Source organism: Pseudomonas sp. HR96 (genome assembly GCF_034059295.1).
Taxonomy (GTDB): Bacteria; Pseudomonadota; Gammaproteobacteria; order Pseudomonadales; family Pseudomonadaceae; genus Aquipseudomonas.
In genome coordinates this window covers 4,813,889-4,839,915 of sequence record NZ_CP139141.1, presented here as the reverse complement: position 1 = coordinate 4,839,915, position 26,027 = coordinate 4,813,889, and the positions used below count along the sequence as shown (strand labels likewise).

The 26,027-nt window shown below is 64.5% G+C and carries 21 protein-coding genes; 18 read left to right on the top strand and 3 right to left on the bottom strand.

Going from position 1 to position 26,027, the window contains the following annotated elements; translation table 11 throughout:
• The first annotated feature begins 9 nt into the window (after positions 1-9).
• The 15 genes from ftsL (at position 10) to SFA35_RS21590 (ending at position 16,772) form a co-directional block, all read left to right on the top strand.
• Complete coding sequence (gene ftsL / locus SFA35_RS21660) at positions 10-258, top strand: cell division protein FtsL (RefSeq protein WP_414058558.1); 249 nt, start codon at positions 10-12, stop codon at positions 256-258.
• On the top strand, positions 258-2,012 hold the full coding sequence (locus tag SFA35_RS21655) for a penicillin-binding protein 2 (protein WP_320579171.1): 1,755 nt from the start codon (positions 258-260) through the stop codon (positions 2,010-2,012). Before ftsL ends, SFA35_RS21655 begins: the two co-directional genes overlap by 1 nt.
• Entirely contained in the window at positions 2,012-3,472 is a 1,461-nt protein-coding gene (locus tag SFA35_RS21650) for a UDP-N-acetylmuramoyl-L-alanyl-D-glutamate--2,6-diaminopimelate ligase (RefSeq protein ID WP_320572551.1), read from the top strand. The genes SFA35_RS21655 and SFA35_RS21650 overlap by 1 nt, the downstream gene beginning before the upstream one ends.
• Positions 3,465-4,832, top strand: a complete 1,368-nt coding sequence (locus SFA35_RS21645; RefSeq protein WP_320572550.1) for a UDP-N-acetylmuramoyl-tripeptide--D-alanyl-D-alanine ligase — start codon at positions 3,465-3,467, stop codon at positions 4,830-4,832. The genes SFA35_RS21650 and SFA35_RS21645 overlap by 8 nt, the downstream gene beginning before the upstream one ends.
• Positions 4,832-5,914 (top strand): phospho-N-acetylmuramoyl-pentapeptide-transferase, encoded by a 1,083-nt coding sequence (gene mraY / locus SFA35_RS21640; protein WP_320572549.1) that lies wholly within the window; start codon positions 4,832-4,834, stop codon positions 5,912-5,914. Before SFA35_RS21645 ends, mraY begins: the two co-directional genes overlap by 1 nt.
• 5 nt (positions 5,915-5,919) lie before the next feature.
• Positions 5,920-7,266, top strand: a complete 1,347-nt coding sequence (gene murD, locus SFA35_RS21635) for a UDP-N-acetylmuramoyl-L-alanine--D-glutamate ligase (RefSeq protein WP_320572548.1) — start codon at positions 5,920-5,922, stop codon at positions 7,264-7,266.
• Entirely contained in the window at positions 7,266-8,477 is a 1,212-nt protein-coding gene (gene ftsW, locus SFA35_RS21630; RefSeq protein ID WP_320579170.1) for a putative lipid II flippase FtsW, read from the top strand. The genes murD and ftsW overlap by 1 nt, the downstream gene beginning before the upstream one ends.
• Positions 8,467-9,537: an undecaprenyldiphospho-muramoylpentapeptide beta-N-acetylglucosaminyltransferase gene (gene murG / locus SFA35_RS21625; RefSeq protein WP_320572547.1), complete on the top strand. Its 1,071-nt coding sequence runs from the start codon at positions 8,467-8,469 to the stop codon at positions 9,535-9,537. The genes ftsW and murG overlap by 11 nt, the downstream gene beginning before the upstream one ends.
• The gene (gene murC / locus SFA35_RS21620) at positions 9,530-10,984 is read left to right on the top strand and encodes a UDP-N-acetylmuramate--L-alanine ligase (protein WP_320572546.1); all 1,455 of its coding nucleotides are present in this window, start codon (positions 9,530-9,532) and stop codon (positions 10,982-10,984) included. Before murG ends, murC begins: the two co-directional genes overlap by 8 nt.
• Positions 10,981-11,958 carry a D-alanine--D-alanine ligase gene (locus SFA35_RS21615; protein ID WP_320572545.1) on the top strand — a complete coding sequence of 326 codons (978 nt, stop codon included), beginning with the start codon at positions 10,981-10,983 and terminating at the stop codon, positions 11,956-11,958. Before murC ends, SFA35_RS21615 begins: the two co-directional genes overlap by 4 nt.
• 4 nt (positions 11,959-11,962) lie before the next feature.
• A complete protein-coding gene (locus SFA35_RS21610) occupies positions 11,963-12,829 on the top strand; it encodes a cell division protein FtsQ/DivIB (RefSeq protein WP_320572544.1) in 867 nt (288 codons plus the stop codon).
• 16 nt (positions 12,830-12,845) lie between these two features.
• Positions 12,846-14,126, top strand: a complete 1,281-nt coding sequence (gene ftsA, locus SFA35_RS21605; RefSeq protein WP_320572543.1) for a cell division protein FtsA — start codon at positions 12,846-12,848, stop codon at positions 14,124-14,126.
• 118 nt (positions 14,127-14,244) lie between these two features.
• Positions 14,245-15,444 carry a cell division protein FtsZ gene (gene ftsZ / locus SFA35_RS21600; protein ID WP_320572542.1) on the top strand — a complete coding sequence of 400 codons (1,200 nt, stop codon included), beginning with the start codon at positions 14,245-14,247 and terminating at the stop codon, positions 15,442-15,444.
• A gap of 112 nt (positions 15,445-15,556) precedes the next feature.
• Entirely contained in the window at positions 15,557-16,468 is a 912-nt protein-coding gene (gene lpxC, locus SFA35_RS21595; RefSeq protein WP_320572541.1) for a UDP-3-O-acyl-N-acetylglucosamine deacetylase, read from the top strand.
• 163 nt (positions 16,469-16,631) lie between these two features.
• On the top strand, positions 16,632-16,772 hold the full coding sequence (locus tag SFA35_RS21590) for a hypothetical protein (protein WP_320572540.1): 141 nt from the start codon (positions 16,632-16,634) through the stop codon (positions 16,770-16,772).
• Between the two features lie 674 nt (positions 16,773-17,446).
• Here SFA35_RS21590 and SFA35_RS21585 read toward each other — a convergent pair.
• Positions 17,447-17,905, bottom strand: coding sequence for a DUF721 domain-containing protein (locus SFA35_RS21585; RefSeq protein WP_320572539.1), 459 nt, complete (start codon positions 17,903-17,905; stop codon positions 17,447-17,449).
• Positions 17,906-18,235: 330 nt separating this feature from the next.
• On the opposite strand from SFA35_RS21585, the gene secA reads away from it, so the two are divergent.
• From secA to SFA35_RS21570, 3 genes are all read left to right on the top strand, one after another.
• A complete protein-coding gene (gene secA / locus SFA35_RS21580; protein ID WP_320572538.1) occupies positions 18,236-20,983 on the top strand; it encodes a preprotein translocase subunit SecA in 2,748 nt (915 codons plus the stop codon).
• 97 nt (positions 20,984-21,080) lie between these two features.
• Positions 21,081-22,298: a bifunctional glutamate N-acetyltransferase/amino-acid acetyltransferase ArgJ gene (gene argJ, locus SFA35_RS21575; protein ID WP_320572537.1), complete on the top strand. Its 1,218-nt coding sequence runs from the start codon at positions 21,081-21,083 to the stop codon at positions 22,296-22,298.
• A 39-nt stretch (positions 22,299-22,337) separates the two neighbouring features.
• A complete protein-coding gene (locus tag SFA35_RS21570) occupies positions 22,338-23,288 on the top strand; it encodes a Nudix family hydrolase (protein ID WP_320572536.1) in 951 nt (316 codons plus the stop codon).
• Between the two features lie 75 nt (positions 23,289-23,363).
• Here SFA35_RS21570 and SFA35_RS21565 read toward each other — a convergent pair whose 3' ends face one another.
• Positions 23,364-23,927, bottom strand: a complete 564-nt coding sequence (locus SFA35_RS21565; protein ID WP_320572535.1) for a cob(I)yrinic acid a,c-diamide adenosyltransferase — start codon at positions 23,925-23,927, stop codon at positions 23,364-23,366.
• A 2-nt stretch (positions 23,928-23,929) separates the two neighbouring features.
• On the bottom strand, positions 23,930-25,966 hold the full coding sequence (locus tag SFA35_RS21560) for an ATP-binding protein (protein ID WP_320572534.1): 2,037 nt from the start codon (positions 25,964-25,966) through the stop codon (positions 23,930-23,932).
• Positions 25,967-26,027 lie beyond the last annotated feature (61 nt).

Below are 26,027 nucleotides of genomic sequence, written 5' to 3'. Positions count from 1 at the left end.
AGCTTCCTCATGCTGCTGCTGTTTCTTGGCGTGCTGATTTCGGCGATCGGCGTGGCCTACAGCGCGCACCTCAATCGCCAGCTGGTCAACACGCTGTACACCGAGCTCAACGAGCGTGACAAGGCCCAGGCCGAGTGGGGCCGGCTGATCCTCGAACAGAGCACCTGGACCGCCCATAGCCGCATCGAGACCCTGGCCGCCGACCAATTGAAGATGCGCATCCCCGATGCCGCCGAAATCCGCATGGTGGCGCCATGATGAAGCTCGAAGGCGCTCTTTACCCGTGGCGTTTCCGCGTCATGGTCGGCCTGCTGTCGATCATGGTGCTGGCCATCAGCTGGCGCATCGTCGACCTGCAGGTCATCGACCGCGAGTTCCTGATCGGTCAGGGCGATGCGCGCAGCATGCGCTACATCCCGATACCGGCGCACCGTGGGGTCATCACTGATCGCAACGGCGAACCCCTGGCGGTCAGCACCCCGGTCACCACGCTGTGGGCCAACCCCAAGGAAATGCAGCAGGGCAAGGACAAGTGGCCGGCGCTGGCTGCGGCCTTGGGCCAGGACGCCAAGTCGCTCAATGAGCGCCTCGAAGCCTCGGCGACCAAGGAGTTCATCTACCTGGTCCGCGGCCTGACCCCCGAGCAGGGCCAGTCGGTGCTCGACCTCAAGGTTCCCGGTGTCTACGGCATCGAGGAATTTCGTCGTTTCTATCCGGCCGGCGACGTTGCCGCGCATATGGTCGGCTTTACCGACCTGGACGACCACGGCCGTGAAGGCGTGGAACTGGCCTATGACGAGTGGCTGGCCGGCGTGCCGGGTCGGCGTCAGGTGATCAAGGACCGGCGCGGCCGGCTGATCAAGGACGTACAGGTGACCAAGAACGCCAAGGCCGGGAAAACCCTGGCCTTGTCCATTGACCTGCGGCTGCAATACCTGGCTACCCGCGAGCTGCGCAACGCAATTGCCGAGCAGGACGCCAAGGCCGGCAGCCTGGTGATCATGGACGTGAAGACCGGCGAAGTGCTGGCCATGGTCAACATGCCCACCTACAACCCGAACAACCGTCGCACCATGGTCCCGGCGGCCATGCGCAATCGGGCAATCATCGACGTGTTCGAGCCTGGCTCGACCATGAAGCCGATCTCCATGAGCGCAGCATTGGAAAGCGGCCGCTGGAAACCCACCGACAAGGTCACCGTGTACCCGGGCTCCCTGCAGATCGGCCGCTACACCATCAAGGACGTGACCAAGACCGAAGGGCCAGTACTGGACCTCACCGGCATCCTGATCAACTCCAGTAACGTCGGCATGAGCAAGGTAGCCTTCGACATCGGCGGCGAGAGCATCTACCGCGCCATGTCCGCCGTGGGTCTGGGCCAGTACACCGGCCTGGGCTTCCCCGGCGAGCGCGTCGGCAACCTGCCCAACCACCGCGAGTGGCACCCGGCCGAAACCGCCACGCTGTCCTATGGCTATGGCCTGTCGGTGACCGCGCTGCAGCTGGTGCACGCCTACTCGGCGATCGCCAACAACGGCAAGATCCTGCCCCTGACCATTCTCAAGACCGACGAGCCGCCGGTGGCCACCCAAGTCATGCCGGAGAATATCGCCAAGACCCTGCAGGGCATGATGCAGCAGGTGATCGAGGACCCGCGTGGCGTCTACCGTGCGCGCGTGCCGGGCTATCACGTGGCCGGCAAGTCGGGTACCGCCCGTAAAGCCACGGTCGGCTCCAAGGGTTACACCGAAAACGCCTACCGCTCGCTGTTCGCCGGCTTCGGCCCGATGAGCAACCCGCGCTACGCCGTGGTGGTGGTCATCGACGAACCGAGCAAGGCCGGTTACTTCGGTGGCCTGGTTTCCGCGCCGGTGTTCAGCAAGGTGATGTCGGGCACGCTGCGCCTGATGAACGTCACCCCTGACAACATCGTCGCCACCCCGCAACAGCAGGCCAATGCGGCGCCTGCGCCGGTTGCTGTGCCGCTGGCCAATAAAGGAGGGCGCGGCTGATGTCCATGCCCCTGAACAAACTTTTCCCCCAGGCCGGCCATGATCCGTTGATCCGTGAGCTGAGCCTGGACAGCCGCGTGGTTCGCCCCGGCGACCTGTTTCTCGCCGTGCCCGGCGCGGTGGTCGATGGCCGCGAGCACATCGTCGATGCCCTGCAACATGGCGCCGCCGCGGTGGCCTATGAGGCCGAAGGCGCCACGGTGCTGCCGTTCACCGACGTCCCGCTGATTCCGGTCAAGGGCCTGATCGCGCAGCTGTCGGACATCGCCGGGCGCTTCTACGGCGAGCCGAGCCGCATGCTCGACCTGATCGGAGTCACCGGCACCAACGGCAAGACCAGCGTCACCCAGCTGTTGGCCCAGGCCCTTGACCAGTTGGGTCGCCATTGCGGGCTGATCGGCACGCTGGGCACCGGTTTTTACGGCGCGCTGCAGAGCGGGCGCCTGACCACCCCGGACCCGGTGGCGGTGCAGGCGACCCTCAACGACCTGCGAAAGGCCGGGGCCAAGGCCGTGGCCATGGAAGTGTCGTCCCACGCCCTGCACCAGGGGCGCGTGGCGGCGCTGGCGTTCGACATTGCTGTGCTGACCAACCTGTCCCGCGACCATCTGGACTACCACGGCAGCATGCAGGCCTACGCCGAAGCCAAGGCGCAGCTGTTTGCCTGGCCGAGCGTGAAGTGCCAGGTGCTCAATCTGGACGACGCCTTTGGCCAGCAGTTGGCCCGGGATGCCGTTGGCCGGGTGATCAGCTACAGCCTGGAAGATCCGGCCGCCACGCTTCATTGCCGCGACATGCAGTTCAGTGACGCTGGCGTGCGCGCGATCCTGGTCACCGCCCAGGGCGAGCACAGCCTGGTCAGTGGCCTGCTGGGTCGCTTCAACCTGAGCAACCTGCTGGCCGTGGTCGGCGCCTTGCTCGCACTGGAATTTCCGCTGGACGACATTCTCAAGGTGTTGCCGGGCCTGCAAGGGCCGGCAGGGCGCATCCAGCGCCTGGGCGGCGGCCAGCGCCCGCTGGTGGTGGTCGACTATGCGCACACCCCGGACGCCCTGGAAAAAGTCCTGCAGACCCTGCGCCCGCATGCCCGTGGCAGGCTTGCCTGCCTGTTCGGCTGCGGCGGCGATCGTGATCGCGGCAAGCGCCCGTTGATGGCTGAAGTGGCCGAGCGTCTGGCCGATCGCGTGGTGGTCACCGATGACAACCCGCGCAGCGAAGTGCCCGAGGCGATCTTCGCTGACATTCGCCCAGGCTTCACGAATGCCGATGCCGCCCAGTTCATTGCCGGGCGTGGCGCTGCGATCGCGCAGCTGATCGCGGCTGCCGCTGCCGACGACGTGATCGTCCTGGCCGGCAAAGGGCACGAGGACTATCAAGAGATCGACGGCGTGCGCCACCCTTTCTCCGACTTGCTCGAGGCCGAGAAAGCCCTGGCTGCCTGGGAGGCCGAACATGCTTGATGCCATGACCCTCAGCCAATTGACCGGCCCGCTGAATGCGCGCTTGGTCGGTGCCGACTGCAGTTTCGACGCGGTCAGCATCGACAGCCGCGGCCTCGATGTCGGTGATCTGTTCATCGCCTTGGTCGGCCCACGCTTCGATGGCCACGATTACCTCGAACAGGTCGCGCAAAAAGGCGCGGTGGCCGCCCTGGTGCAGCGCGAAGTGCCGAATGCCCCGCTGCCGCAACTGGTGGTGGCCGACACTCGCCTGGCTCTCGGCCAGCTGGGTGCGCTGAATCGCGCCGCGTTCACTCACAAGGTTGCCGCCATCACCGGCTCCAGCGGAAAGACCACAGTCAAGGAAATGCTCGCCGCCATCCTGCGCACGGCTGGCCCGGTATTGGCCACCCGTGGCAACCTCAACAACGACCTCGGCGCACCGCTGACACTGCTGCAACTGGAGCGCGAGCACAGCGCTGCGGTGATCGAACTGGGCGCCTCGCGCGTCGGCGAAATCGCCTACACCGTCGGCTTGACCAAACCGCACGTGGTGCTGATCAACAACGCCGGCACCGCCCACGTCGGCGAATTCGGTGGGCCGGACAAGATCGTCGAAGCCAAGGGCGAGATCCTCGAGGGCCTGCAGCCTGGCGGCACCGCCGTGCTCAACCTCGACGACAAGGCGTTCGCCCGCTGGAAGGCGCGCGCCGGCCGCCACGCGCTGCTGACCTTCGCCCTGAGCGATGAGCGCGCCGACTTCCACGCCAGCGAGCTGACCCTCGATGCCCGTGGTTGCCCGGGTTTCACCTTGCACGGGCCGGACGGTTCGGCACCGGTGCAGCTCAACCTGCTCGGTGTGCACAACGTGCGCAACGCCCTGGCCGCTGCCGCTTGCGCCAAGGCCATGGGCATCTCGCTGGCCGGTATTGCCGCCGGCCTGGACAGCGTCAAGCCGGTCAAGGGCCGCACCGTTGCGCAGCTGGCCGGCAGCGGCGTGCGGGTGATCGACGACAGCTACAACGCCAACCCGACCTCGGTGTGCGCCGCCATTGACATCCTCGCGGCCTTCGGCGGCCGCACCGTGCTGGTGCTGGGTGACATCGGCGAACTGGGCGACTGGGCCGAGCAAGGCCATCGCGAAGTCGGCGAATACGCCGTTGGCAAGGTCTCGGCCCTGTACGCCACCGGGCCGTTGATGGCCCATGCGGTGAAGGCTTTCGGCAGTCAGGGCCGGCACTTCGCCACACAAGCAGAACTGATCGCGGCGCTGGGCGCCGAGCAGGATTCCACTACCACAATCTTGATCAAGGGTTCGCGCAGCGCTGCCATGGAACACGTCGTGGCGGCCTTGTGCGGATCTGGCGGGGAGACACATTAATGCTGCTGCTGCTGGCGGAGTATCTGCAACAGTTCTACAAAGGCTTCGCGGTCTTTCAATACCTGACCCTGCGCGGGATTTTAGGTGTGTTGACCGCGTTGTCGCTGGCCCTGTGGCTGGGCCCATGGATGATCCGCACCTTGCAGATTCGCCAGATTGGCCAGGCCGTGCGTAACGACGGCCCGGAATCGCACCTCAAGAAATCCGGCACGCCAACCATGGGTGGCGCGCTGATCCTGTCGGCGATCACCATCGCGACCCTGCTCTGGGCTGACCTGTCCAACCGTTATGTGTGGGTGGTGCTGCTGGTGACCCTGCTGTTCGGCGGCATCGGCTGGGTCGACGACTACCGCAAGGTGATCGAAAAGAACTCGCGCGGCCTGCCCAGCCGCTGGAAGTATTTCTGGCAATCGGTGTTCGGCCTCGGCGCTGCGCTGTTTCTGTACCACAGCGCGCCGTCGGCGGTGGAAACCACGCTGATCATCCCGATGCTCAAGGATGCCAGCATCCCGTTGGGCGCGTTCTTCGTGGTGCTGACCTATTTCGTCATCGTCGGTTCGAGCAACGCGGTCAACCTCACTGATGGCCTGGACGGCCTCGCCATCCTGCCGACGGTACTGGTGGGCGGTGCGCTGGGGATCTTCTGCTACCTCTCGGGCAACATCAAATTCGCCGATTACCTGCTGATCCCGTATGTGCCGGGTGCTGGTGAGCTGATCGTGTTCTGCGGCGCGCTGATCGGCGCGGGCCTGGGCTTTCTGTGGTTCAACACCTATCCCGCCCAGGTGTTCATGGGCGACGTCGGCGCGCTGGCGCTGGGCGCTGCCCTGGGCACCATTGCGGTGATCGTGCGACAGGAAATCGTCCTGTTCATCATGGGCGGCATCTTCGTGGTGGAGACCCTGTCGGTGGTCATCCAGGTCGCGTCCTTCAAGCTCACCGGGCGCCGCGTGTTTCGCATGGCGCCGATTCACCACCACTTTGAACTCAAAGGCTGGCCCGAGCCGCGGGTGATCGTGCGTTTCTGGATCATCACCGTGATTCTGGTGCTGGTCGGCCTTGCCACGCTGAAACTGAGGTAGAACGAGTGTCTCTTATTGCTTCTGACCACTTCCGCATCGTTGTCGGCCTCGGCAAGAGCGGTATGTCCCTGGTGCGCTTCCTGGCGCGCCGGGGCGTGGCTTTTGCTGTGGCTGACACTCGGCCCAACCCGCCGGAACTGGCGGCGTTGCAGCGCGACTATCCGCAGGTGGAAGTGCGCTGCGGCGAGCTGGACGTGGAGTTTCTCTGCCGCGCCGACGAGCTCTATGTCAGCCCGGGCCTGGCCCTGGCCACGCCTGCGCTGCAACAGGCCGCGGCACGCGGGGTGAAGATGTCCGGCGACATCGACCTGTTCGCCCGCCATGCCCAGGCGCCGATCGTGGCCATCACCGGCTCCAACGCCAAGAGCACCGTGACCACCCTGGTCGGGCAGATGGCCGCTGCGGCCGGCAAGCGCGTCGCCGTGGGCGGCAACCTCGGCGAGCCGGCGTTGGACCTGCTGGCCGATGACGTCGAGCTGTACGTGGTGGAGCTGTCCAGCTTCCAGCTGGAAACCACCGATCAACTCAACGCCGAAGTGGCCACGGTGCTCAACGTCAGCGAAGACCACATGGACCGCTACAGCGGCCTGCCGGCCTATCACCTGGCCAAGCACCGGATCTTCCGTGGCGCGCGCCAGGTGGTGTGGAATCGCCAGGATGCGCTGAGCCGTCCGCTGTGGGGCGAGGGCTTGCCGTTCTTCACCTTTGGCCTGAACAAGCCTGACTTCAAGGGCTTCGGCCTGATCGAGGAAAACGGCGAAAAATACCTGGCGTTCGAGTTCGAGAAACTCCTGTCGGTGCGCGAACTGAAAATCCGTGGTGGCCACAATCAGGCCAACGCGCTTGCGGCCCTGGCCCTCGGCCACGCGGTCGGCTTGCCGTTCACGCCCATGCTCGAGACGCTGCGCCAGTTCGCCGGCCTCGAGCACCGCTGCCAGTGGCTGCGCGAGCGTGACGGCGTGAGCTGGTACGACGACTCCAAGGCCACCAATGTGGGCGCGGCGCTGGCCGCCATCGAGGGGCTGGGCGCTGACATCGACGGCAAACTGCTGCTGATCGCCGGCGGCGACGGCAAGGGTGCTGACTTCAGTGGCTTGCGCGGCGCCGTGGCGGCCCACTGCCGGGCGCTGATCCTGCTGGGCCGCGACGCCGACCTGATCGCCGGCGCGGTGGGTGACAGCGTGCCTACGCTACGAGTTGCCAGCCTTGACGAAGCGGTGGCCAGAGGCGCCGAACTGGCCCAGCCAGGCGATGCCGTGCTGCTGTCGCCGGCCTGCGCGAGTTTCGACATGTTCAAGAATTATGAAGAGCGTGGGCGCCTGTTCGCCCAGGCCGTGGAGGCCTTGTCATGATCCTTGGCGTGATCAAGCCTTACCCGTCACCGCTGATCAGCGGGCGCGGCATCGATGTCGACTTCCCCATGCTCGCCGGCTGCCTGGCGCTGCTCGGCCTGGGCCTGGTAATGATCACTTCGGCGTCTTCGGAAGTGGCTGCCGCGCAGTCCGGCAACCCGCTGTACATGATGATCCGCCACCTGATCTACCTGGTGCTCGGCCTGGGCGCCTGTGGCGTCACCCTGATGATCCCGGTGGCCACCTGGCAGCGCCTTGGCTGGTGGATGCTGATGGGCGCCTTCGGCCTGCTGGTGGCGGTGCTGTTGCCGGGTATCGGCCGCGAAGTGAACGGTTCGATGCGCTGGATCGGCTTCAGCTTCTTCAACGTGCAGCCGTCGGAAATCGCCAAGGTGTTCGTGGTGATCTTCCTGGCCGGCTACCTGATCCGCCGGCAGACCGAGGTTCGCGAAACCTGGATGGGCTTCTTCAAGCCCTTCGTGGTGTTGCTGCCCATGGCCTTCCTGCTGCTGATGGAGCCGGACTTCGGCGCCACCGTGGTCATGATGGGGGCCGCGGCGGCCATGCTGTTCCTTGGCGGCGTCGGCCTGTTCCGCTTCGGCCTGATGGTGCTGCTGGCGGTGGGTGCGGTGTTCCTGCTGGTGCAGGCGCAGCCTTACCGCATGGCGCGTCTGATTACCTTTACCGACCCCTGGGCCGATCAGTTCGGCTCCGGCTACCAGCTGACCCAGGCCTTGATCGCTTTTGGCCGCGGCCAGTGGCTGGGTGTGGGGCTGGGCAACAGCGTACAGAAGCAGTTCTACCTGCCCGAAGCGCACACCGACTTCGTGTTCTCGGTGCTCGCCGAAGAGCTGGGCGTGGTCGGCTCGCTGTGCACCGTGGCCCTGTTCATGTTCGTCTGTATCCGCGGCTTGTACATCGGCCTGTGGGCCGAGCGCGCCAAGCAGTTCTTCGCCGCCTACGTGGCCTACGGGCTGTCGTTCCTCTGGATCGGCCAGTTCCTGATCAACATTGGCGTGAACGTCGGCCTGCTGCCGACCAAAGGCCTGACCCTGCCGTTTCTCAGCTACGGCGGCAGTTCGCTGGTGATCTGCTGCGCCTGCCTGGGCCTGCTGCTGCGCATCGAGTGGGAAAGCCGCGCGGCGCTGGGCAGCGAAGAAGCCGACTTCAAGGAAAGCGACTTCGCCGAGGAGGTGCCGCGTGGCCGGTAACGTCCTGATCATGGCCGGCGGCACCGGGGGCCATGTGTTCCCGGCCCTGGCCTGCGCCCGCGAATTCCAGGCGCGCGGCTTTGCCGTGCACTGGCTGGGTACGCCGCGCGGCATCGAGAACGAGCTGGTACCGGCAGCGGGCCTGCCGTTGCACCTGATCCAGGTCAGCGGCGTGCGCGGCAAGAGCAAGCTGTCGCTGCTCAAGGCGCCGCTGATGATCGTCAAGGCCGTGCTGCAGGCGCGGCGCATCATTGGCCAGCTGCAGCCGGTCTGCGTGGTCGGCTTCGGCGGCTATGTCACCGGCCCTGGCGGCCTCGCGGCACGGCTGTGCGGCGTGCCGGTGATCGTGCATGAACAGAACGCCGTGGCCGGTACCGCCAATCGGATGCTGGTGCCGTTTGCCGCGCGGGTCTGCGAAGCTTTCCCGGAAACCTTCGGCAAGTCGGCCAAGCGCCGTACCACCGGCAACCCGGTGCGCCCCGAGCTGTTTCTGGAAACCCCGCGCCAGGCCCGTGCCGGGCGCAAGCCGCGGCTGCTGGTGCTGGGTGGCAGCCTGGGCGCCGAGCCGTTGAACAAGCTGCTGCCCGCTGCGCTGGCCCAGGTCCCCGAGGCGTATCGCCCCGAGGTGTTTCACCAGGCCGGCAAGCAACACGATGAAATCACCGCCCAGCGCTACCGCGACGTGGGCATCGAGGCGCAGGTCGCGCCTTTCATCAAGGACATGGCCCAGGCCTATGGCTGGGCCGACCTGGTGGTCTGCCGCGCGGGCGCCCTGACCGTCAGCGAGCTGGCTGCTGCCGGCCTGCCGTCGCTGCTGGTGCCGTTGCCCCATGCGATCGACGACCACCAGACCCATAACGCCGATTATCTGGCTCGCGAAGGCGCTGCCTTCCTGATGCCACAAGCGACAACGGGCGCCGTGCAACTGGCCGAGCGCCTGAAAGAGGTTTTGATGCAACCCGAAAAACTCGACAGCATGGCGCGCACCGCACGCCGCCTTGCCAAGCCCGACGCTACCCGTACCGTGGTCGAAGTCTGCCTGGAGGTGGCCCATGGTTGAAAGCCAACGCGCCATGCCCCAGCCGGAAATGCGCCGCATACGTCACATTCACTTCGTCGGTATCGGCGGCGTGGGCATGTGCGGCATCGCTGAAGTACTGCTCAACCTGGGTTACCAGGTGTCCGGCTCCGACCTCAAGGCCTCGGCCGTAACCGAGCGCCTGCAAAGCTTCGGTGCGGAAATCTTCATCGGCCATCGTGCCGAGAATGCCGCGCGCGCCGACGTGCTGGTGGTCTCCAGCGCGGTCAATACCTCCAACCCGGAAGTGGCCACTGCGCTGGAGCGCCGCATCCCCGTGGTGCCTCGCGCCGAGATGCTCGCCGAGCTGATGCGCTATCGCCACGGCATCGCCGTCGCCGGCACCCACGGCAAGACCACCACCACCAGCCTGATCGCCTCGGTGTTCGCGGCCGGTGGCCTGGACCCGACCTTCGTCATCGGCGGCCGGCTGAATGCGGCCGGCACCAATGCCCAGCTCGGCACCAGCCGCTACCTGATCGCCGAAGCCGACGAAAGCGACGCCAGCTTCCTGCACCTGCAGCCGCTGGTAGCCGTGGTCACCAACATCGACGCCGATCACATGGCGACCTACGAAGGCGACTTCAACAAACTGAAGAAGACCTTCGTCGAGTTCCTCCACAACCTGCCGTTCTACGGCCTGGCCGTGGTTTGCCTGGACGACCCGGTGGTGCGCGAGATTCTCCCGCAGATCGCCCGCCCGACCCTGACCTACGGGGTCAGCGAGCAGGCCGACGTGCGCGCCATCAATATTCGCCAGCAGGGCATGCGCACCTATTTCACCGTGCTGCGGCGCGACCGCGAGCCGCTTGACGTGTCGGTCAACATGCCCGGCAACCATAACGTGCTCAACGCCTTGGCGACCATCGCCATCGCCACCGACGAAGGCATCAGCGACGAAGGCATCGTCCAGGGGCTCTCGGGCTTCCAGGGTGTGGGCCGGCGCTTCCAGGTCTACGGCGAACTGCCGGTAGAGAATGGCAGCGTGATGCTGGTCGACGACTACGGCCACCACCCCACCGAAGTGGCGGCGGTGATCAAGGCGGTACGTGGTGGCTGGCCGGAGCGCCGACTGGTGATGGTCTACCAGCCGCACCGCTTTACCCGCACCCGCGACCTGTACGACGACTTCGTCCAGGTGCTGGCCGACGCCAATGTGCTGCTGCTGATGGAAGTCTACCCGGCCGGTGAAGAGCCGATTCCCGGGGCCGACAGCCGCCAGCTGGCGCGCAGCATCCGCCAGCGCGGCCAGGTCGACCCGATCTACATCGAGCGTGGCGTCGAACTCGCACCACTGGTCAAGCCGCTGCTGCGCGCCGGTGACATTCTGCTGTGCCAGGGCGCCGGGGATATCGGCGGGCTGGCTCCACAATTGTTGAAAAGTCCGTTATTCGCCGGCGCTGTGGCAGCCGCAGGGAAGTTGAAATGAGCGTAAGCACCCCACACTCCGACAGCGGCTACGCCCAGCTGTTTTCGACCGTCGCGCCCGAGGATTTCGGCCGCGTCGCGGTGCTGTACGGCGGCAAGAGCGCCGAGCGCGAAGTGTCGCTGAAGTCCGGCCAGGCCTGCCTGCACGCCTTGCGCGACGCCGGGGTCAACGCCTTTGGTATCGACGTGGGCGACGACCTGCTGGAATTGCTGCGCACCGAAAAGTTCGACCGCGCCTTTATCGTCCTGCACGGCCGCGGCGGTGAAGACGGCAGCATGCAGGGCCTGCTCGAATGCATGGGCATCCCCTATACCGGCAGCGGCATCCTCGCGTCGGCGCTGGCCATGGACAAACTGCGCACCAAGCAGGTGTGGCAGAGCCTGGGCATTGCCACCCCGGCGCACGCTGTGCTGGCCAGCGAAGCCGACTGTATTTACGCGAGCACGGAACTGGGCTTCCCTTTGATCGTCAAACCGGCCCATGAAGGTTCAAGTATCGGCATGGCCAAGGTGAGCAGCGTTGAAGAGCTGATTGTCGCCTGGCAGGCCGCCAGCAGTTACGACTCGCAAGTTCTGGTCGAGCAATGGATTCAAGGTCCGGAGTTCACCGTGGCGACCCTGCGTGGCCAGATGTTGCCGGCCATCGCCCTGGGCACCCCGCACACGTTCTACGACTACGACGCCAAGTACATCGCCAACGACACCCAATACCGCATCCCCTGTGGCCTGGACGCTGCCCGCGAACGCGAGCTGATCGACCTGTGCGCCCGTGCCTGCGAGGCCATCGGCATCGCCGGTTGGGGCCGCGTGGATGTCATGCAGGACGAGCAGGGCCGTTTCTGGCTGCTCGAAGTCAATACGGCCCCAGGCATGACCGACCACAGCCTGGTCCCCATGGCGGCAGCGGCGGCCGGCCTGGACTTCCAGCAGTTGGTGCTGGCGATCCTGGCCGACAGTCTTGAGGCGCGAGGTTAAGACCATGCAAGGCGCATCGATTCGTCATCAGTCCGCACCCGCCATCGGCCGCAACAAGCCGGTGCCGCGTGGTGCCAGCCGTATGGTGGAAAAGGAACCGCTGCGCCTGCCGCGGGCCAATTTCGGCTTCCTGCGCAAATTGATGTGGCCGGTGCTGCTGGTGGTGCTGGGCCTGGGTACCTACGAAGGGGCCCAGCGCCTGATGCCCTATGCCGACCGTCCGATCGCCCACGTGGCCATCCAGGGCGACCTCAGCTACATCAGCCAGCAGGCGGTGCAGCAGCGGATCGCGCCTTACCTCAATTCCAGTTTCTTCACCATCGACCTGACCACCATGCGCTCGGATCTCGAGACCATGCCGTGGATCGCCCACGCCGAGGTACGCCGGGTGTGGCCCGACCAGGTGGTGATCCGTCTCGAAGAGCAATTGCCGGTGGCCCGCTGGGGGGACTCGGCCTTGCTCAACAACCAGGGCGAGGCGTTCGCGCCGCGCGAACTGGCTAATTACGATCATCTGCCGCAGTTGTTTGGCCCCCAGCGGGCCCAACAGCAGGTGATGCAGCAATACCAGGTGCTCAGTCAGATGTTGCGGCCCCTGGGTTTCTCCGTTGCGCGGCTGGAATTGCGCGAACGTGGCAGCTGGTTCCTGACCACCGGTGCCAGCAATGCCGGCCCCGGTATCGAACTGTTGTTGGGTCGGGACGACCTGCTGCCGAAGATGCGCCGCTTTATCGCCATCTATGACAAGACCTTGAAAGACCAGATTACCAATATCGCGCGGGTCGATCTGCGCTACGCCAACGGCCTGGCCGTAGGCTGGCGCGATCCCCAGGCGGCGGCCCCGGAAAAACCGGCCGTCGCGAAGAATTAAGAAGAGGCAGGACCCCATGGCAAACGTGCAAAGCGGCAAAATGATCGTCGGTCTGGATATCGGCACCTCCAAGGTGGTGGCGCTGGTAGGCGAAGTCGCGGCCGACGGCACGCTGGACATCGTCGGCATCGGTACCCACCCCTCGCGCGGCCTGAAGAAGGGCGTGGTGGTGAACATCGAGTCGACCGTGCAATCCATTCAGCGCGCCGTGGAAGAGGCGCAACTGATGGCCGGCTGCCGCATTCACTCGGCGTTCGTCGGCGTGGCCGGCAATCACATCCGCAGCCTGAACTCCCACGGCATCGTCGCCATCCGCGACCGTGAAGTGAGCATGGCCGACCTTGAGCGCGTCCTCGACGCCGCCCAGGCCGTAGCCATCCCGGCCGACCAGCGCGTGCTGCACACGCTGCCTCAGGATTACGTGATCGACAACCAGGAAGGCGTGCGCGAGCCGCTGGGCATGTCCGGCGTGCGCCTGGAGGCCAAGGTCCACGTGGTCACCTGCGCGGTGAACGCGGCGCAGAACATCGAGAAGTGCGTGCGTCGCTGCGGCCTGGAAATCGACGACATCATCCTCGAGCAGCTGGCGTCGGCCTATTCGGTGCTCACCGATGACGAGAAAGAGCTGGGCGTGTGCCTGGTGGATATCGGCGGCGGTACCACCGACATCGCCATCTTCACCGAAGGCGCCATCCGCCACACGGCGGTGATCCCGATCGCCGGCGACCAGGTCACCAACGATATCGCCATGGCCTTGCGCACGCCGACGCAGTACGCCGAAGAAATCAAGATCCGCTACGCCTGTGCGCTGGCCAAGCTGGCCGGCGCCGGCGAGACCATCAAGGTGCCGAGCGTCGGCGACCGTCCACCGCGCGAGCTGTCCCGCCAGGCCTTGGCCGAGGTGGTGGAGCCGCGTTATGACGAGTTGTTCACGCTGATTCAGGCAGAGTTGCGTCGTAGCGGTTACGAAGACCTGATTCCGGCCGGCATCGTGCTGACCGGAGGTACGGCAAAAATGGAAGGCGCGGTCGAGCTGGCCGAGGAAATTTTCCATATGCCGGTACGCCTTGGCGTGCCGCATACGGTCCGCGGTCTGTCCGACGTGGTGCGCAACCCGATCTATTCGACCGGCGTGGGGCTTCTGATGTACGGCCTGCAGAAGCAGTCCGATGGCCTCTCCCTGAGCGGTATCAGCCATAACAGCAACAGTGGCGGTGGCTACGGTGGCGGTTATGGCGACGAACCCAAGGCTCCCGTGCTGGAGCGCCTGAAACGTTGGGTTCAAGGCAACTTTTAAGCCTTCGGGCAAAAAGCTTCACGATTTACCACAGCTTCAGCCGTTTTGATCAGCTTCAGACAGTTTCATCAGCAGTAGCGGTAGGCGCATAAAACTAGAGAATGAAAGGAGAGGGAACATGTTCGAACTCGTAGACAACATCCCGCAAAGCCCGGTCATCAAAGTGATCGGTGTCGGCGGTGGCGGCGGCAACGCGGTCAACCACATGGTCAAGAGCAACATCGAAGGCGTCGAGTTCATCTGCGCCAACACCGATGCTCAAGCCCTGAAGAACATTGGTGCGCGCACCATTCTGCAGTTGGGTACGGGTGTCACCAAGGGGCTGGGCGCTGGCGCCAACCCTGAAGTCGGCCGTCAGGCCGCCATGGAAGACCGCGAGCGCATCGCCGAAGTGCTGCAAGGCACCAACATGGTCTTCATCACCACGGGCATGGGCGGCGGTACCGGTACCGGTGCAGCGCCGATCATCGCCGAAGTGGCCAAGGAAATGGGCATCCTCACCGTTGCGGTGGTGACCCGTCCGTTCCCGTTCGAAGGCCGCAAGCGCATGCAGATCGCCGACGAAGGCATTCGCATGCTGTCCGAAAGCGTCGACTCGTTGATCACCATCCCCAACGAGAAGCTGCTGACCATCCTGGGCAAGGACGCCAGCCTGCTGTCGGCTTTCGCCAAGGCCGACGACGTGCTGGCCGGTGCCGTTCGCGGTATCTCGGACATCATCAAGCGTCCGGGCATGATCAACGTCGACTTCGCCGACGTGCGCACCGTGATGAGCGAAATGGGCATGGCCATGATGGGTACCGGCTGCGCCAGCGGTCCGAATCGTGCCCGCGAAGCGACCGAGGCGGCGATTCGCAACCCGCTGCTCGAAGACGTCAACCTGCAGGGCGCCCGTGGCATCCTGGTGAACATCACCGCCGGTCCCGACCTGTCCCTGGGCGAGTACTCCGACGTGGGTAGCATCATCGAGGCGTTCGCCTCCGACCACGCGATGGTCAAGGTCGGCACCGTGATCGATCCGGACATGCGCGACGAGCTGCATGTAACTGTCGTTGCCACCGGTCTGGGTGCGAAAATCGAGAAGCCGGTGGTCAAGGTCATCGACAACACTCTGCAAAGCCCATCCCAGCAGTCGGCCGCCGCTCAGCAGCAGCCCGCTCGCCAGGAGCCCGCTTCGCCGAACTACCGCGATCTGGACCGTCCGACCGTGATGCGCAACCAGGCTCACGCCGGTGCTTCCGCCGCCCAGAAGATGAATCCGCACGATGACCTGGACTACCTGGACATCCCGGCATTTCTGCGTCGTCAGGCTGATTGATGGAATTTATCAGGGTCATGAGGGTGATTGGTGTTCAGCAAAGGCGCGGTCTGCTATCATCGCCAGCCTTTGTTGATACCAGTTCGCAATTTGCGCTGAAGCGGCCAATGCCATGATTAAACAACGCACCCTCAAGAATATTATCCGTGCTACCGGCGTCGGGCTGCACTCCGGGGAAAAGGTTTACCTGACCCTCAAGCCTGCGCCGGTGGATACCGGTATCGTGTTCTGCCGCGTCGACCTCGACCCGGTCGTGCAGATTGCTGCACGCGCCGAAAACGTCGGCGCCACCACGATGTCCACCACGCTGATCAATGGCGACACCAAGGTGGATACGGTAGAGCACCTGCTCTCGGCCATGGCTGGCCTGGGAATCGATAACGCCTACGTCGAACTCTCAGCGTCCGAAGTGCCGATCATGGATGGTAGTGCCGGGCCCTTTGTATTCCTGATTCAGTCGGCCGGCCTGGAAGAACAGGACGCTGCCAAGAAATTCATCCGCATCCTGCGTGAAGTCACCGTGACCGAGGGCGACAAGCGCGCCACGTTCGTGCCTTTCGAAGGGTTCAAGGTCAGTTTCGAGATAGATTTCGATCACCCGGTTTTCAAGGATCGCACGCAGACTGCGAGCGTCGACTTTTCCAGCACATCGTTTGTGAAGGAAGTCAGCCGCGCCCGTACCTTCGGTTTCATGAGCGACCTGGAATACCTGCGCAAGCACAACCGTGCATTGGGCGGTAGCGTGGACAACGCGATCGTCGTTGGCGTGGATGGCGTGGTCAACGAAGACGGCCTGCGGTACGAGGACGAGTTCGTCAAACACAAGATACTCGACGCCATTGGTGATCTTTACCAACTCGGCAACAGCCTGATCGGCGAGTTCCGCGGCTACAAGTCGGGGCACGGGCTGAACAACCAGCTGTTGCGCAAGTTGCTGTCCGAGAAGGATGCGTGGGAAGTGGTTACGTTTGAGGATGCCAGTCTGGCGCCGATTTCGTATATGCGTCCGGTAGCCGCCGGTTAAGCAGTAAAGCTTTCCTTCTCTAGTTTTGGTTTGATTGAGGCTGCCCCTTGCGGGGCGGCCTTTTTTCATTGAGTGTCCAAAGCCCGACACCCCGACCCTGCTTGAGATCTGCTTGAGATCTGCTTGAGATCTGCTTGAGATCTGCTTTGCTGTAGATGTGGCTTTGGCTTTGGCTTTGGCTTTGGCTTTGGCTTTGGCTTTGGCTTTGGCTTTGGCTTTGGCTTTGGCTTTGGCTTTGGCTTTTGATCTTGATCTTGATCTTGATCTTGATCTTGATCTGCCGCGACTTCAGCAGGCCGACTGAAGCAGCGCGGGAGTGGTGGCGCGAGGCAGGAGCCGAGCGAGCGCCGCGCGGCCAGGGACGGCCGCTCGGCGCGTACGCCACGGAGCGATGCGTAAGGAGGGAACCCGTAACGTAGCGTAGCGAAGTGCAGGGCCAATGAACGGAGCGGAGGCCTTTTGCTTACTTTTGGGCCTTTCCAAAAGTGAGTCGCCGTAAGGGCGAAAAGGTGATTTCGCACCATCCTAGCAAATGGATTAGCTTAAAAATCACAGGGTCGCTACTGCGATATTGGAGCTTATCCAGCATCTCCAACGCGCCTCAAGGCCCCTTTCGCTCTTACAGCGAGTCACTTTTGGAAAGGCCCAAAAGTAACCAAAAGGCCTCCGCTCCATTCATTGGCCCTACGCTTCGCTCCGGGTTCCCTCACTCCACATCGCTCCGTGGCGTACGCGCCGAGCGGCCGTCCCTGGCCGCGCGGCGCTCGCTCGGCTCCTGCCTCGCGCCACCACTCCCGCGCTGTTCCGTTCGGCCTGCTGAAGTCGCGGTAGATCAAGATCAAAAGCCAGATCAAGATCAAAAGCCAGATCAAGATCAAAATCTGGAGCAGAGCAGAGCAGAGCAGAGCAGAGCAGAGCAGAGCAGAGCAGAGCAGAGCAGAGCAGGGCAGCAGCGACTGTTCGCAAGGTCCGGCAAAGCTACGCGGGCTTGCTTTTCCCATGCGCCGCCAGGCGCTCCAGCGCAGCTCTCAACCCAGGGTCACTGATCCCCTGCGCAGTCGCCTGAATATTGTCCGCCGACCCCACCGACAAATCGATCGCTCGCGTCACCGGCGCAGCCGGAGTATTCGGCGGTTGCACCTTGAACAGAATCCGCGTCAGCGAGGCAAACGCCTCCAGCGCCTGCAAATCACGCTGCAGGCGTTTTTGCTGATAACGCAGGCGGGTCGCCCAATGCCCATCGGTGACGATCAGCAGCAGGCTGCCCTCGCGCCACGAGGCGACGTGGCAATGCGGCCGGGCAGCCGGTTGCAGCTGGCTTTCCAGCAGTCGCTGCAGCTGCGCCAGGCGCTGGGCCTGGCTGAACAATGCTTTCAATGGCTTGGCTTCGCGCAGCAGGACGGCGGGCGCCTGGGCGGGAAGAGGGCGATAGGCCATGAGCAAGATACCGGTGGTTACAGAACAGCCATCCTAACAGATCAGCCTGGGCCGCCGAACCACCCGCCCGGACAGCCGGTGCGCAAAGGCCTTTTGCAGGGCGTCAGGGCGCCCCCGGGGCGGGAACTTCTGCGGCGTGCGGGTTGAAGTTGGCGAAAAAGCCCTTATTGTGAAAAAGCCCCGTTACAGCGCTGTGCCAGCATCGTGGAATAACGCCACTTTCCTCACCATCGTTTCCGGGTAGAATGCTCGTTCGCATGCGGCCATAAGGGCTGCACGGGCGACTCACGGGGCCGCCCTCCATCCCTACGTGTGGAAGATCCTGCCGATATGTTTGCGCCTTTGTTAAAAAAACTTTTTGGAAGCAAGAACGAGCGTGAAGTCAAACGCATGCTCAAGACGGTACAGATCGTCAATGCCTTCGAAGAGCAAATGGTGGCCCTCTCGGACGAGCAGCTGCGCGCCAAGACCGCAGAGTTCAAGGCCCGCCTGGCAAAGGGCGAGACCCTCGACAAACTCCTGCCCGAAGCCTTTGCCGTGTGCCGCGAGGCCGGCAAGCGGGTCATGGGCATGCGCCACTTCGACGTCCAGTTGATCGGCGGCATGACCCTGCACGAAGGCATGATCGCCGAGATGCGCACCGGTGAGGGCAAGACCCTGGTCGCCACGCTCGGCGTGTACCTCAATGCGCTGTCCGGCAAGGGCGTACACGTGGTCACGGTCAACGACTACCTGGCCCGCCGCGACGCCAACTGGATGCGTCCGCTGTATGAGTTCCTCGGCCTCTCCGTGGGCGTGGTCACCCCGTTCGCGCCGCCTGAAGAGAAGCGCGCCGCCTACGCCGCCGACATCACCTACGGCACCAACAACGAATTCGGCTTCGACTACCTGCGCGACAACATGGCGTTCAGCGTCGAAGAGAAATTCCAGCGCGAGCTGAATTTCGCCGTGATCGACGAAGTCGACTCCATCCTCATCGACGAAGCCCGTACCCCGCTGATCATCTCCGGTCAGGCTGAGGACAGCTCCAAGCTGTACACCGAGATCAACCGCCTGATCCCGCAGCTGCAGCAGCACATCGAAGAAGTCGAAGGCGTGGTCACCAAAGAGGGCCACTTCACCATCGACGAGAAGACCCGCCAGGTCGAGCTCAACGAGGCCGGTCACCAGTACATCGAAGAGATGCTTACCCGCGTCGGCCTGCTGGCCGAGGGCGAGAGCCTGTATTCGGCGCACAACCTGGGCCTGCTGACCCACGTCTACGCCGGCCTGCGCGCGCACAAGCTGTTCCATCGCAACGTCGAGTACATCGTCCAGGACGGCAACATCCTGCTGGTCGACGAACACACCGGCCGCACCATGCCGGGCCGTCGCCTGTCCGAGGGCCTGCACCAGGCCATCGAAGCCAAGGAAAACCTCAACATCCAGGCCGAAAGCCAGACCCTGGCGTCGACCACCTTCCAGAACTACTTCCGCCTGTACAACAAGCTGTCCGGCATGACCGGTACCGCCGACACCGAGGCGTTCGAGTTCCACCAGATCTACAACCTGTCGGTCATGGTCATTCCGCCGAACAAGCCGCTGGCGCGCAAGGACCACAACGACCTGGTGTACCTGACCGCCGACGAGAAGTACGCGGCCATCGTCACCGACATCAAAGAGAGCATGGCCAAGGGCCGGCCGGTACTGGTCGGCACCGCGACCATCGAAACCTCCGAGCACATGTCCAACCTGCTCAACCAGGAAGGCATCGAGCACAAGGTGCTCAACGCCAAGTTCCACGAGAAGGAAGCCGAGATCATCGCCCAGGCCGGTCGCCCCGGCGCGCTGACCATCGCCACCAACATGGCCGGTCGCGGTACCGACATCCTGCTGGGCGGCAACTGGGAGGTCGAAGTGGCCTCGCTGGAAAACCCCACCGACGAACAGATCGCGCAGATCAAGGCCGACTGGCAGAAGCGTCACCAGCAAGTGCTGGAATCAGGTGGCCTGCACGTGATCGCCTCCGAGCGCCACGAATCGCGGCGCATCGACAACCAGCTGCGTGGCCGTGCCGGTCGCCAGGGTGATGCCGGCTCCAGCCGCTTCTACCTGTCGCTGGAAGACAGCCTGATGCGCATCTTCGCCTCCGACCGCGTGAAGAACTTCATGAAGGCGCTGGGCATGCAGTCCGGCGAGGCCATCGAGCACCGCATGGTGACCAACGCCATCGAGAAGGCCCAGCGCAAGGTCGAAGGCCGCAACTTCGACATCCGCAAGCAGTTGCTCGAATTCGACGACGTGGCCAACGAGCAGCGCAAGGTCATCTACCACATGCGCAACAGCCTGCTGGCGGCGCAGAACATCGGCGACACCATCGCCGACTTCCGCCAGGAAGTGCTGGATGCCACCGTCAGCGCGCACATCCCGCCACAGTCGCTGCCCGAGCAGTGGGACGTGGCCGGCCTCGAGGCCGCGCTGCTCAACGATTTCGGGGTAAAACTGCCGATCCAGCAGTGGCTCGACGACGACGAAAAACTCTACGAAGAGACCCTGCGCGAGAAGCTGCTGGCCGAGTTGCTGGCGGCCTACAACGAGAAGGAAGAACAGGCCAGCACCGAGGCCCTGCGTACCTTCGAGAAGCAGATCCTGCTGCGCGTGCTCGACGACTTGTGGAAAGACCACCTGTCGACCATGGATCACCTGCGTCACGGCATTCACCTGCGTGGCTACGCGCAGAAGAACCCCAAGCAGGAATACAAGCGCGAATCCTTCACCCTGTTCCAGGAGCTGTTGGATTCCATCAAGCGCGACACCATCCGCGTGCTGTCCCACGTCCAGGTACGCCGCGAAGACCCGGTCGAGGAAGAGGCGCGCCTGCGCCAGGAAGCCGAAGACCTGGCCGCCCGCATGCAGTTCGAGCACCCCTCGGCGCCATCGTTGGAAGTCGCCGACGCGGCTGAAGAGGGTGGCGACGTCGCCCTGGCCATGGCCACCGCAGCCACGCCGGTGCGCAACGACCAGAAACTGGGTCGCAACGAGCCCTGCTGGTGTGGTTCGGGCAAGAAATTCAAGCATTGCCACGGCCAGATCGACTGATCGGCAGGTGATGCAGTAACACCTTGCGCCGCGACGGCTTCGGTTTGTCGCGGCGTTTTTCCATTCAACGTCTTTGTCTTTTTCCAGGAGCGCTCCCATGGCTGTCGGTCTCGGTCCCTTGCCCACCCTGCACCCTGTCGCAGGTTTTGAACTCGGCATCTCCAGTGCCGGCATCAAGCGCCCGGGGCGCAAGGACGTGGTAGTGATGCGCTGCGTCGAAGGTTCGCGGGTAGCGGGTGTATTCACCCTCAATGCGTTCTGTGCGGCGCCGGTGATCCTCTCCAAGCAGCGCGTGGCGGGCGACGTGCGTTACCTGCTGACCAACACCGGCAACGCCAACGCCGGCACCGGCGAACCAGGCCTGGCCGCCGCAGCGCGCACCTGTGCGGCGCTGGCGAGCCTGACCGGGGTGCCGGCCGAAGCAGTGCTGCCGTTTTCCACCGGGGTGATCGGCGAGCCCCTGCCGGTCGAGAAGATCGAAGGCGCGCTGCAGGCCGCCCTCGATGACCTGTCGCCCGACAACTGGGCCGCAGCGGCCACTGGCATCATGACCACCGACACTTTGCCCAAAGGCGCCAGCCGGCAGTTCCAGCACGATGGCGTGACCGTGACGGTGACCGGCATCAGCAAGGGCGCCGGGATGATCCGCCCGAACATGGCGACCATGCTCGGCTACATCGCCACCGACGCCAAGGTGGCGCCAGCGGTGCTTCAGGATCTGCTGCGCGACGGCGCCAACAAGTCGTTCAACCGCATCACCATCGACGGCGACACCTCGACCAACGACTGCTGCATGCTGATCGCCACCGGTCAGGCCGCTCTGCCGGAAATCACCGAAGCGCGCGGCGAGCTGTTCGCGGCGTTGAAGCAGGCGGTGTTCGAGGTGTGCATGGAGGTGGCCCAGGCCATCGTCCGTGACGGCGAAGGCGCGACCAAGTTCGTCACCGTGCAGGTCAACGGTGGCGGCAATCATCAGGAGTGTCTGGATGTCGGCTACGCCGTGGCCCATTCGCCGCTGATCAAGACCGCGCTGTTCGCCTCGGACCCCAACTGGGGGCGCATCCTTGCCGCCGTCGGCCGGGCCGGCGTGCCGCAGCTGGACGTCAGCAGGATCGACGTCTACCTGGGCGAAGTGTGCATCGCCAGCCAGGGCGGCCGCGCTGCCAGCTACACCGAGGAGCAGGGCTCGGCGGTGATGGCCCGCGAGGAGATCAACATCCGCATCGAGCTGGGCCGGGGTGAATGCAGCGAGACCATCTGGACCACCGACCTGTCCCATGAGTACGTGAAGATCAACGCCGAGTACCGGACTTAAGCCAACCCACGGGCTCGACCCTTGCAACCAGGAGGCAGGATGAAACGTGTCCATGTAGCGGCGGCGGTGATACGCGACCGCGATCAGCGCATTCTCATCGCCAGGCGCGCCGACAGCCAGCATCAGGGCGGCCTCTGGGAATTTCCCGGTGGCAAGCTGGAGCCTGGCGAAGCGCCGCGCGCGGCCTTGGTGCGCGAGCTGCGCGAGGAGCTGGGCATCGAGGTCAAAGCTGCAAGGCCGCTGATCAAGGTGGCCCACGACTACCCGGACAAACAGGTGCTGCTGGATGTCTGGGAAGTCTTCGAGTTCGCGGGCGAGCCCCATGGGGCCGAGGGGCAGCCCTTGGCCTGGGTGTCGGCGCGCCAGCTGCCGGGCTACGAGTTTCCCGAGGCCAACCGGCCGATCGTTGCCGCCGCCAGCCTGCCCGGCGACTACCTGATCACCCCGGACGGGCTGGACAACGGCCCGCTGCTGCGCGGTATCCAGCAGGCCATCGCCGGCGGCATCAAGCTGATCCAGCTGCGCGCGCCCAACGGTTACGATCCCAAGTACCGTGACCTGGCGGTGGACGCCGTGGGGCTGTGTGCGGGCAAGGCGCAGTTGATGCTCAAGGGGCCGCTGGAGTGGCTGGGCGACTTCCCGGCAGCTGGCTGGCACCTGACCGCAGCGCAGCTGCGCAAGTATGCCAGCAAGGGCCGGCCATTCCCTCGCGAGCGCTGGCTCGCGGCGTCATGCCATGACGCCGAGGAGCTGGCCCTGGCCGAGCAGATGGGAGTGGATTTCGTCACCCTGTCGCCGGTGCAGGCCACGCTGACCCATCCAGAGGCAGCGCCACTGGGCTGGGAGACGGCAGCTGAGTTGATCGCCGGGTTCAAGCACCCGGTGTATGTGTTGGGCGGCGTCGGCCGTGCCGAACGCGAGCGGGCGTGGGAGATCGGCGCCCAAGGTGTGGCCGGGATCCGCGCGTTCTGGCCTGGGGAAGTGCCTTAGGTCACTAAAGCCCAGGGCCGATCAAACGATCGGCCCTGGGCCTCGCGAGGCCGTCAGGCCGGTTTCAACCCTGCCTCATCCCTTCTGCGCCGCCTGCCACAACACCTCGGCGACGCCTTCTCGGCGGGCGATGATTCGCGCCGCTACAAACAGCAGGTCCGACAGCCGATTGATGTACGCCAGGCTGATCTCGCCCAACGGCTCGACGGCATTGAGCTGCTGACAGCGGCGTTCTGCGGTGCGCGCCAGGGCGCGGCAGACGTGGGCCTGGGCGATCAGCGCGGAGCCACCGGGCAGGATGAAATTTTCCAGCGGGCCGAGTTCTTCGTTCCAGTGGTCGATGGCGGCTTCCAGCCGTTCGACCTCGGCAGCGGTGAGCGCCTGGTACGCCGGCATCGCCAACTCGCCTCCCAGGTCGAACAGGCGGTGCTGGCAGGGCGCCAGAATCTCGACCAGTTCCGCCATCGGCGCCTGTCCGGCCAGGCCGGCAAGCAACAGCCCGAGCTGGCTGTTGAGGCTGTCGACCTCGCCGATGGCCTCTACCCGGGGGTGGTCCTTGGGCACGCGACGGCCGTCGCCCAGGCCGGTTTCGCCCTTGTCGCCAGTGCGGGTGTAAATCTTCGACAGGCGAAAGCCCATGTTCATGTCTCCAGGTGGGTCACAGGGTAGCCAGCCACAGCGCCCACCAGCGGCAGGCGCAGGGTGAAGCAGGTGCCTTGGCCGACCGCCGACTGCACCTCCATCTGCCCCTTATGGTTGTTGGTGATGATGAAGTACGACACCGACAGGCCAAGGCCGGTGCCCTGGCCGATTTCCTTGGTGGTGAAGAACGGCTCGAAGGTGCGTTTGCGCACGTTCTCCGACATGCCGATGCCGTTGTCTTCTACCTGGATTTCTGCCCATGGCGGATTGAGCCGGGTACGCAGGGTGATGCGCCCAGGTTCACTGCCCTCGGGGCGCTGGTGAATGGCCTGGGCGGCGTTCTTCAGCAGGTTGAGCAGCACCTGCTCCAGTTCGTTGGCGGTGCCGGGCACCGGACCCAGCGCCGGGTCGAACTGGCGCACGATGGCCTGGCCCTTGAAGTCGAAGCCGATCGCCAGGTCGAAGTCGTTGCCGGCGATTTCCACTGCCTGGTCGATCAACGCCGGCAGGTCGCACGGCGCCATCTCGCGCTTGCTGCGGCGGCTGAAGCTGAGCATGTGGGTGACGATCTTGGCCGCGCGGCCTCCGGCGTGCTGGATGCCCTCGAGCAATTGCGGGATTTCCCGGCCGCTGAGGTAGCGGTTGACCGTCTGCAGGTCGATGCCGACTTCGGCGGCGTAGTCGACGTTCTTCGGAAGGTCGGCAGAGAGCCGCCGGCGAATGTTCTGCACGTTGTGCAGGATGGCGCCCAGCGGGTTGTTGATCTCGTGGGCCATGCCGGCGGCCAGGCCTCCCACCGAGAGCATCTTCTCGGACTGCACCATCATTTCTTCCAGCGACAGGCGCTGGGTGATGTCGTCGATCCGGATCACCACGCCGCGCCCGGCACCGCCCATCAACGGGTAGAACGTCAGTGCGTAGTGGCTGGCGGTGTCGTCCTTGACCCAGGTGACCCGCTCGATCTTGGCCACGGTGTGTTGCTCGACCGTGCTCTTGAGCTGCGGCAGGAATGGCTTGAGCGGCGCGAAGGCGAGGAAGATCGGCTGGTTCAGCGCCTCATCCAGCGGCGTGCCGGAAAGGGCGCTGGCTTCCTGGTTCCACTGGGTGACATACAGCTGTTCATCGAGGGCGATCAGCGCCGACGGCATGGAGTCGATGATGCTGTTGAGGTAGTTCTGGAACCCGGTGAGCTTTTTCTCGATCTTGCTGCGCACCTGCACTTCCAACTCCAGCTTGCGATTGGTGTGGCGGGTCTCCTCGGCCAGGCCCTGGGCCTGGGCATAGGCGGCGTCGGAGTCGTCACGGGCGCGCTTGAGCTGCTGCTCGCGCGCCTCGATGCGCGACAGCATGGTATTGAAGGCCTCGGCCAGGCTGCCGATTTCGTCGTGATTGCCGGGGCCGGCGCGCAGTGAGTAGTTCTCCTCGCGGGTGACCTGGCGCGACAGTTCCTCGAGCTGGTAGATGGGCTGGGTGATCAGGCGCTTGATCTGCCGGGCCACCACCAGCCACAGCAGCACGCTGAACACCAGGATGCCGAGGCTGGCGGTCAGGGTGCCGGTGTAGAAGGCGCCGGGCAATTCGCTGCTGGCCACCAGCAGCAGGTGGCCGGTGCCGCTGTCGTGCGGGTCGTGCAGCACCACCACCTGGGTGCTGCGGTATTCGTTCTCGCGCCAGTTGTCGATGCGTTCGAAGTGGTTGGGCAGCTTCAGCCGATCGCCATGCTGCAACTGCGCCAGCAACTCGCCTTTGGCGTCGTACACCGCCGCCGCGCGCAGGGGCGCATAACTGTGCAGTTCTTCCAGCAGGGCCTGGGCCTTGCTCGGCGACTGCAAGGCCTGCTGGGTCAGCGACGGGTTGTTGAGCAGCCGGCCGATGGTCTGCAGGGCCTGGGGCGCCATGCTCTCCTGGGAGATCCAGTAGGCCGCGCTGATGAAGGTCAGATTGGCCACCAGCAGCACGGTGGCCAGCAGCACCAGCAGCGCGGCCAGCAATTTTTGCCCGACGGGGAGGTTTTCCAGACGCTGGCGCAGGGGCATCACGGTATCCAATGGGGATGATGCGTTGCAGTGTACCAAAGCAATAGCCCGCCAACCGGTC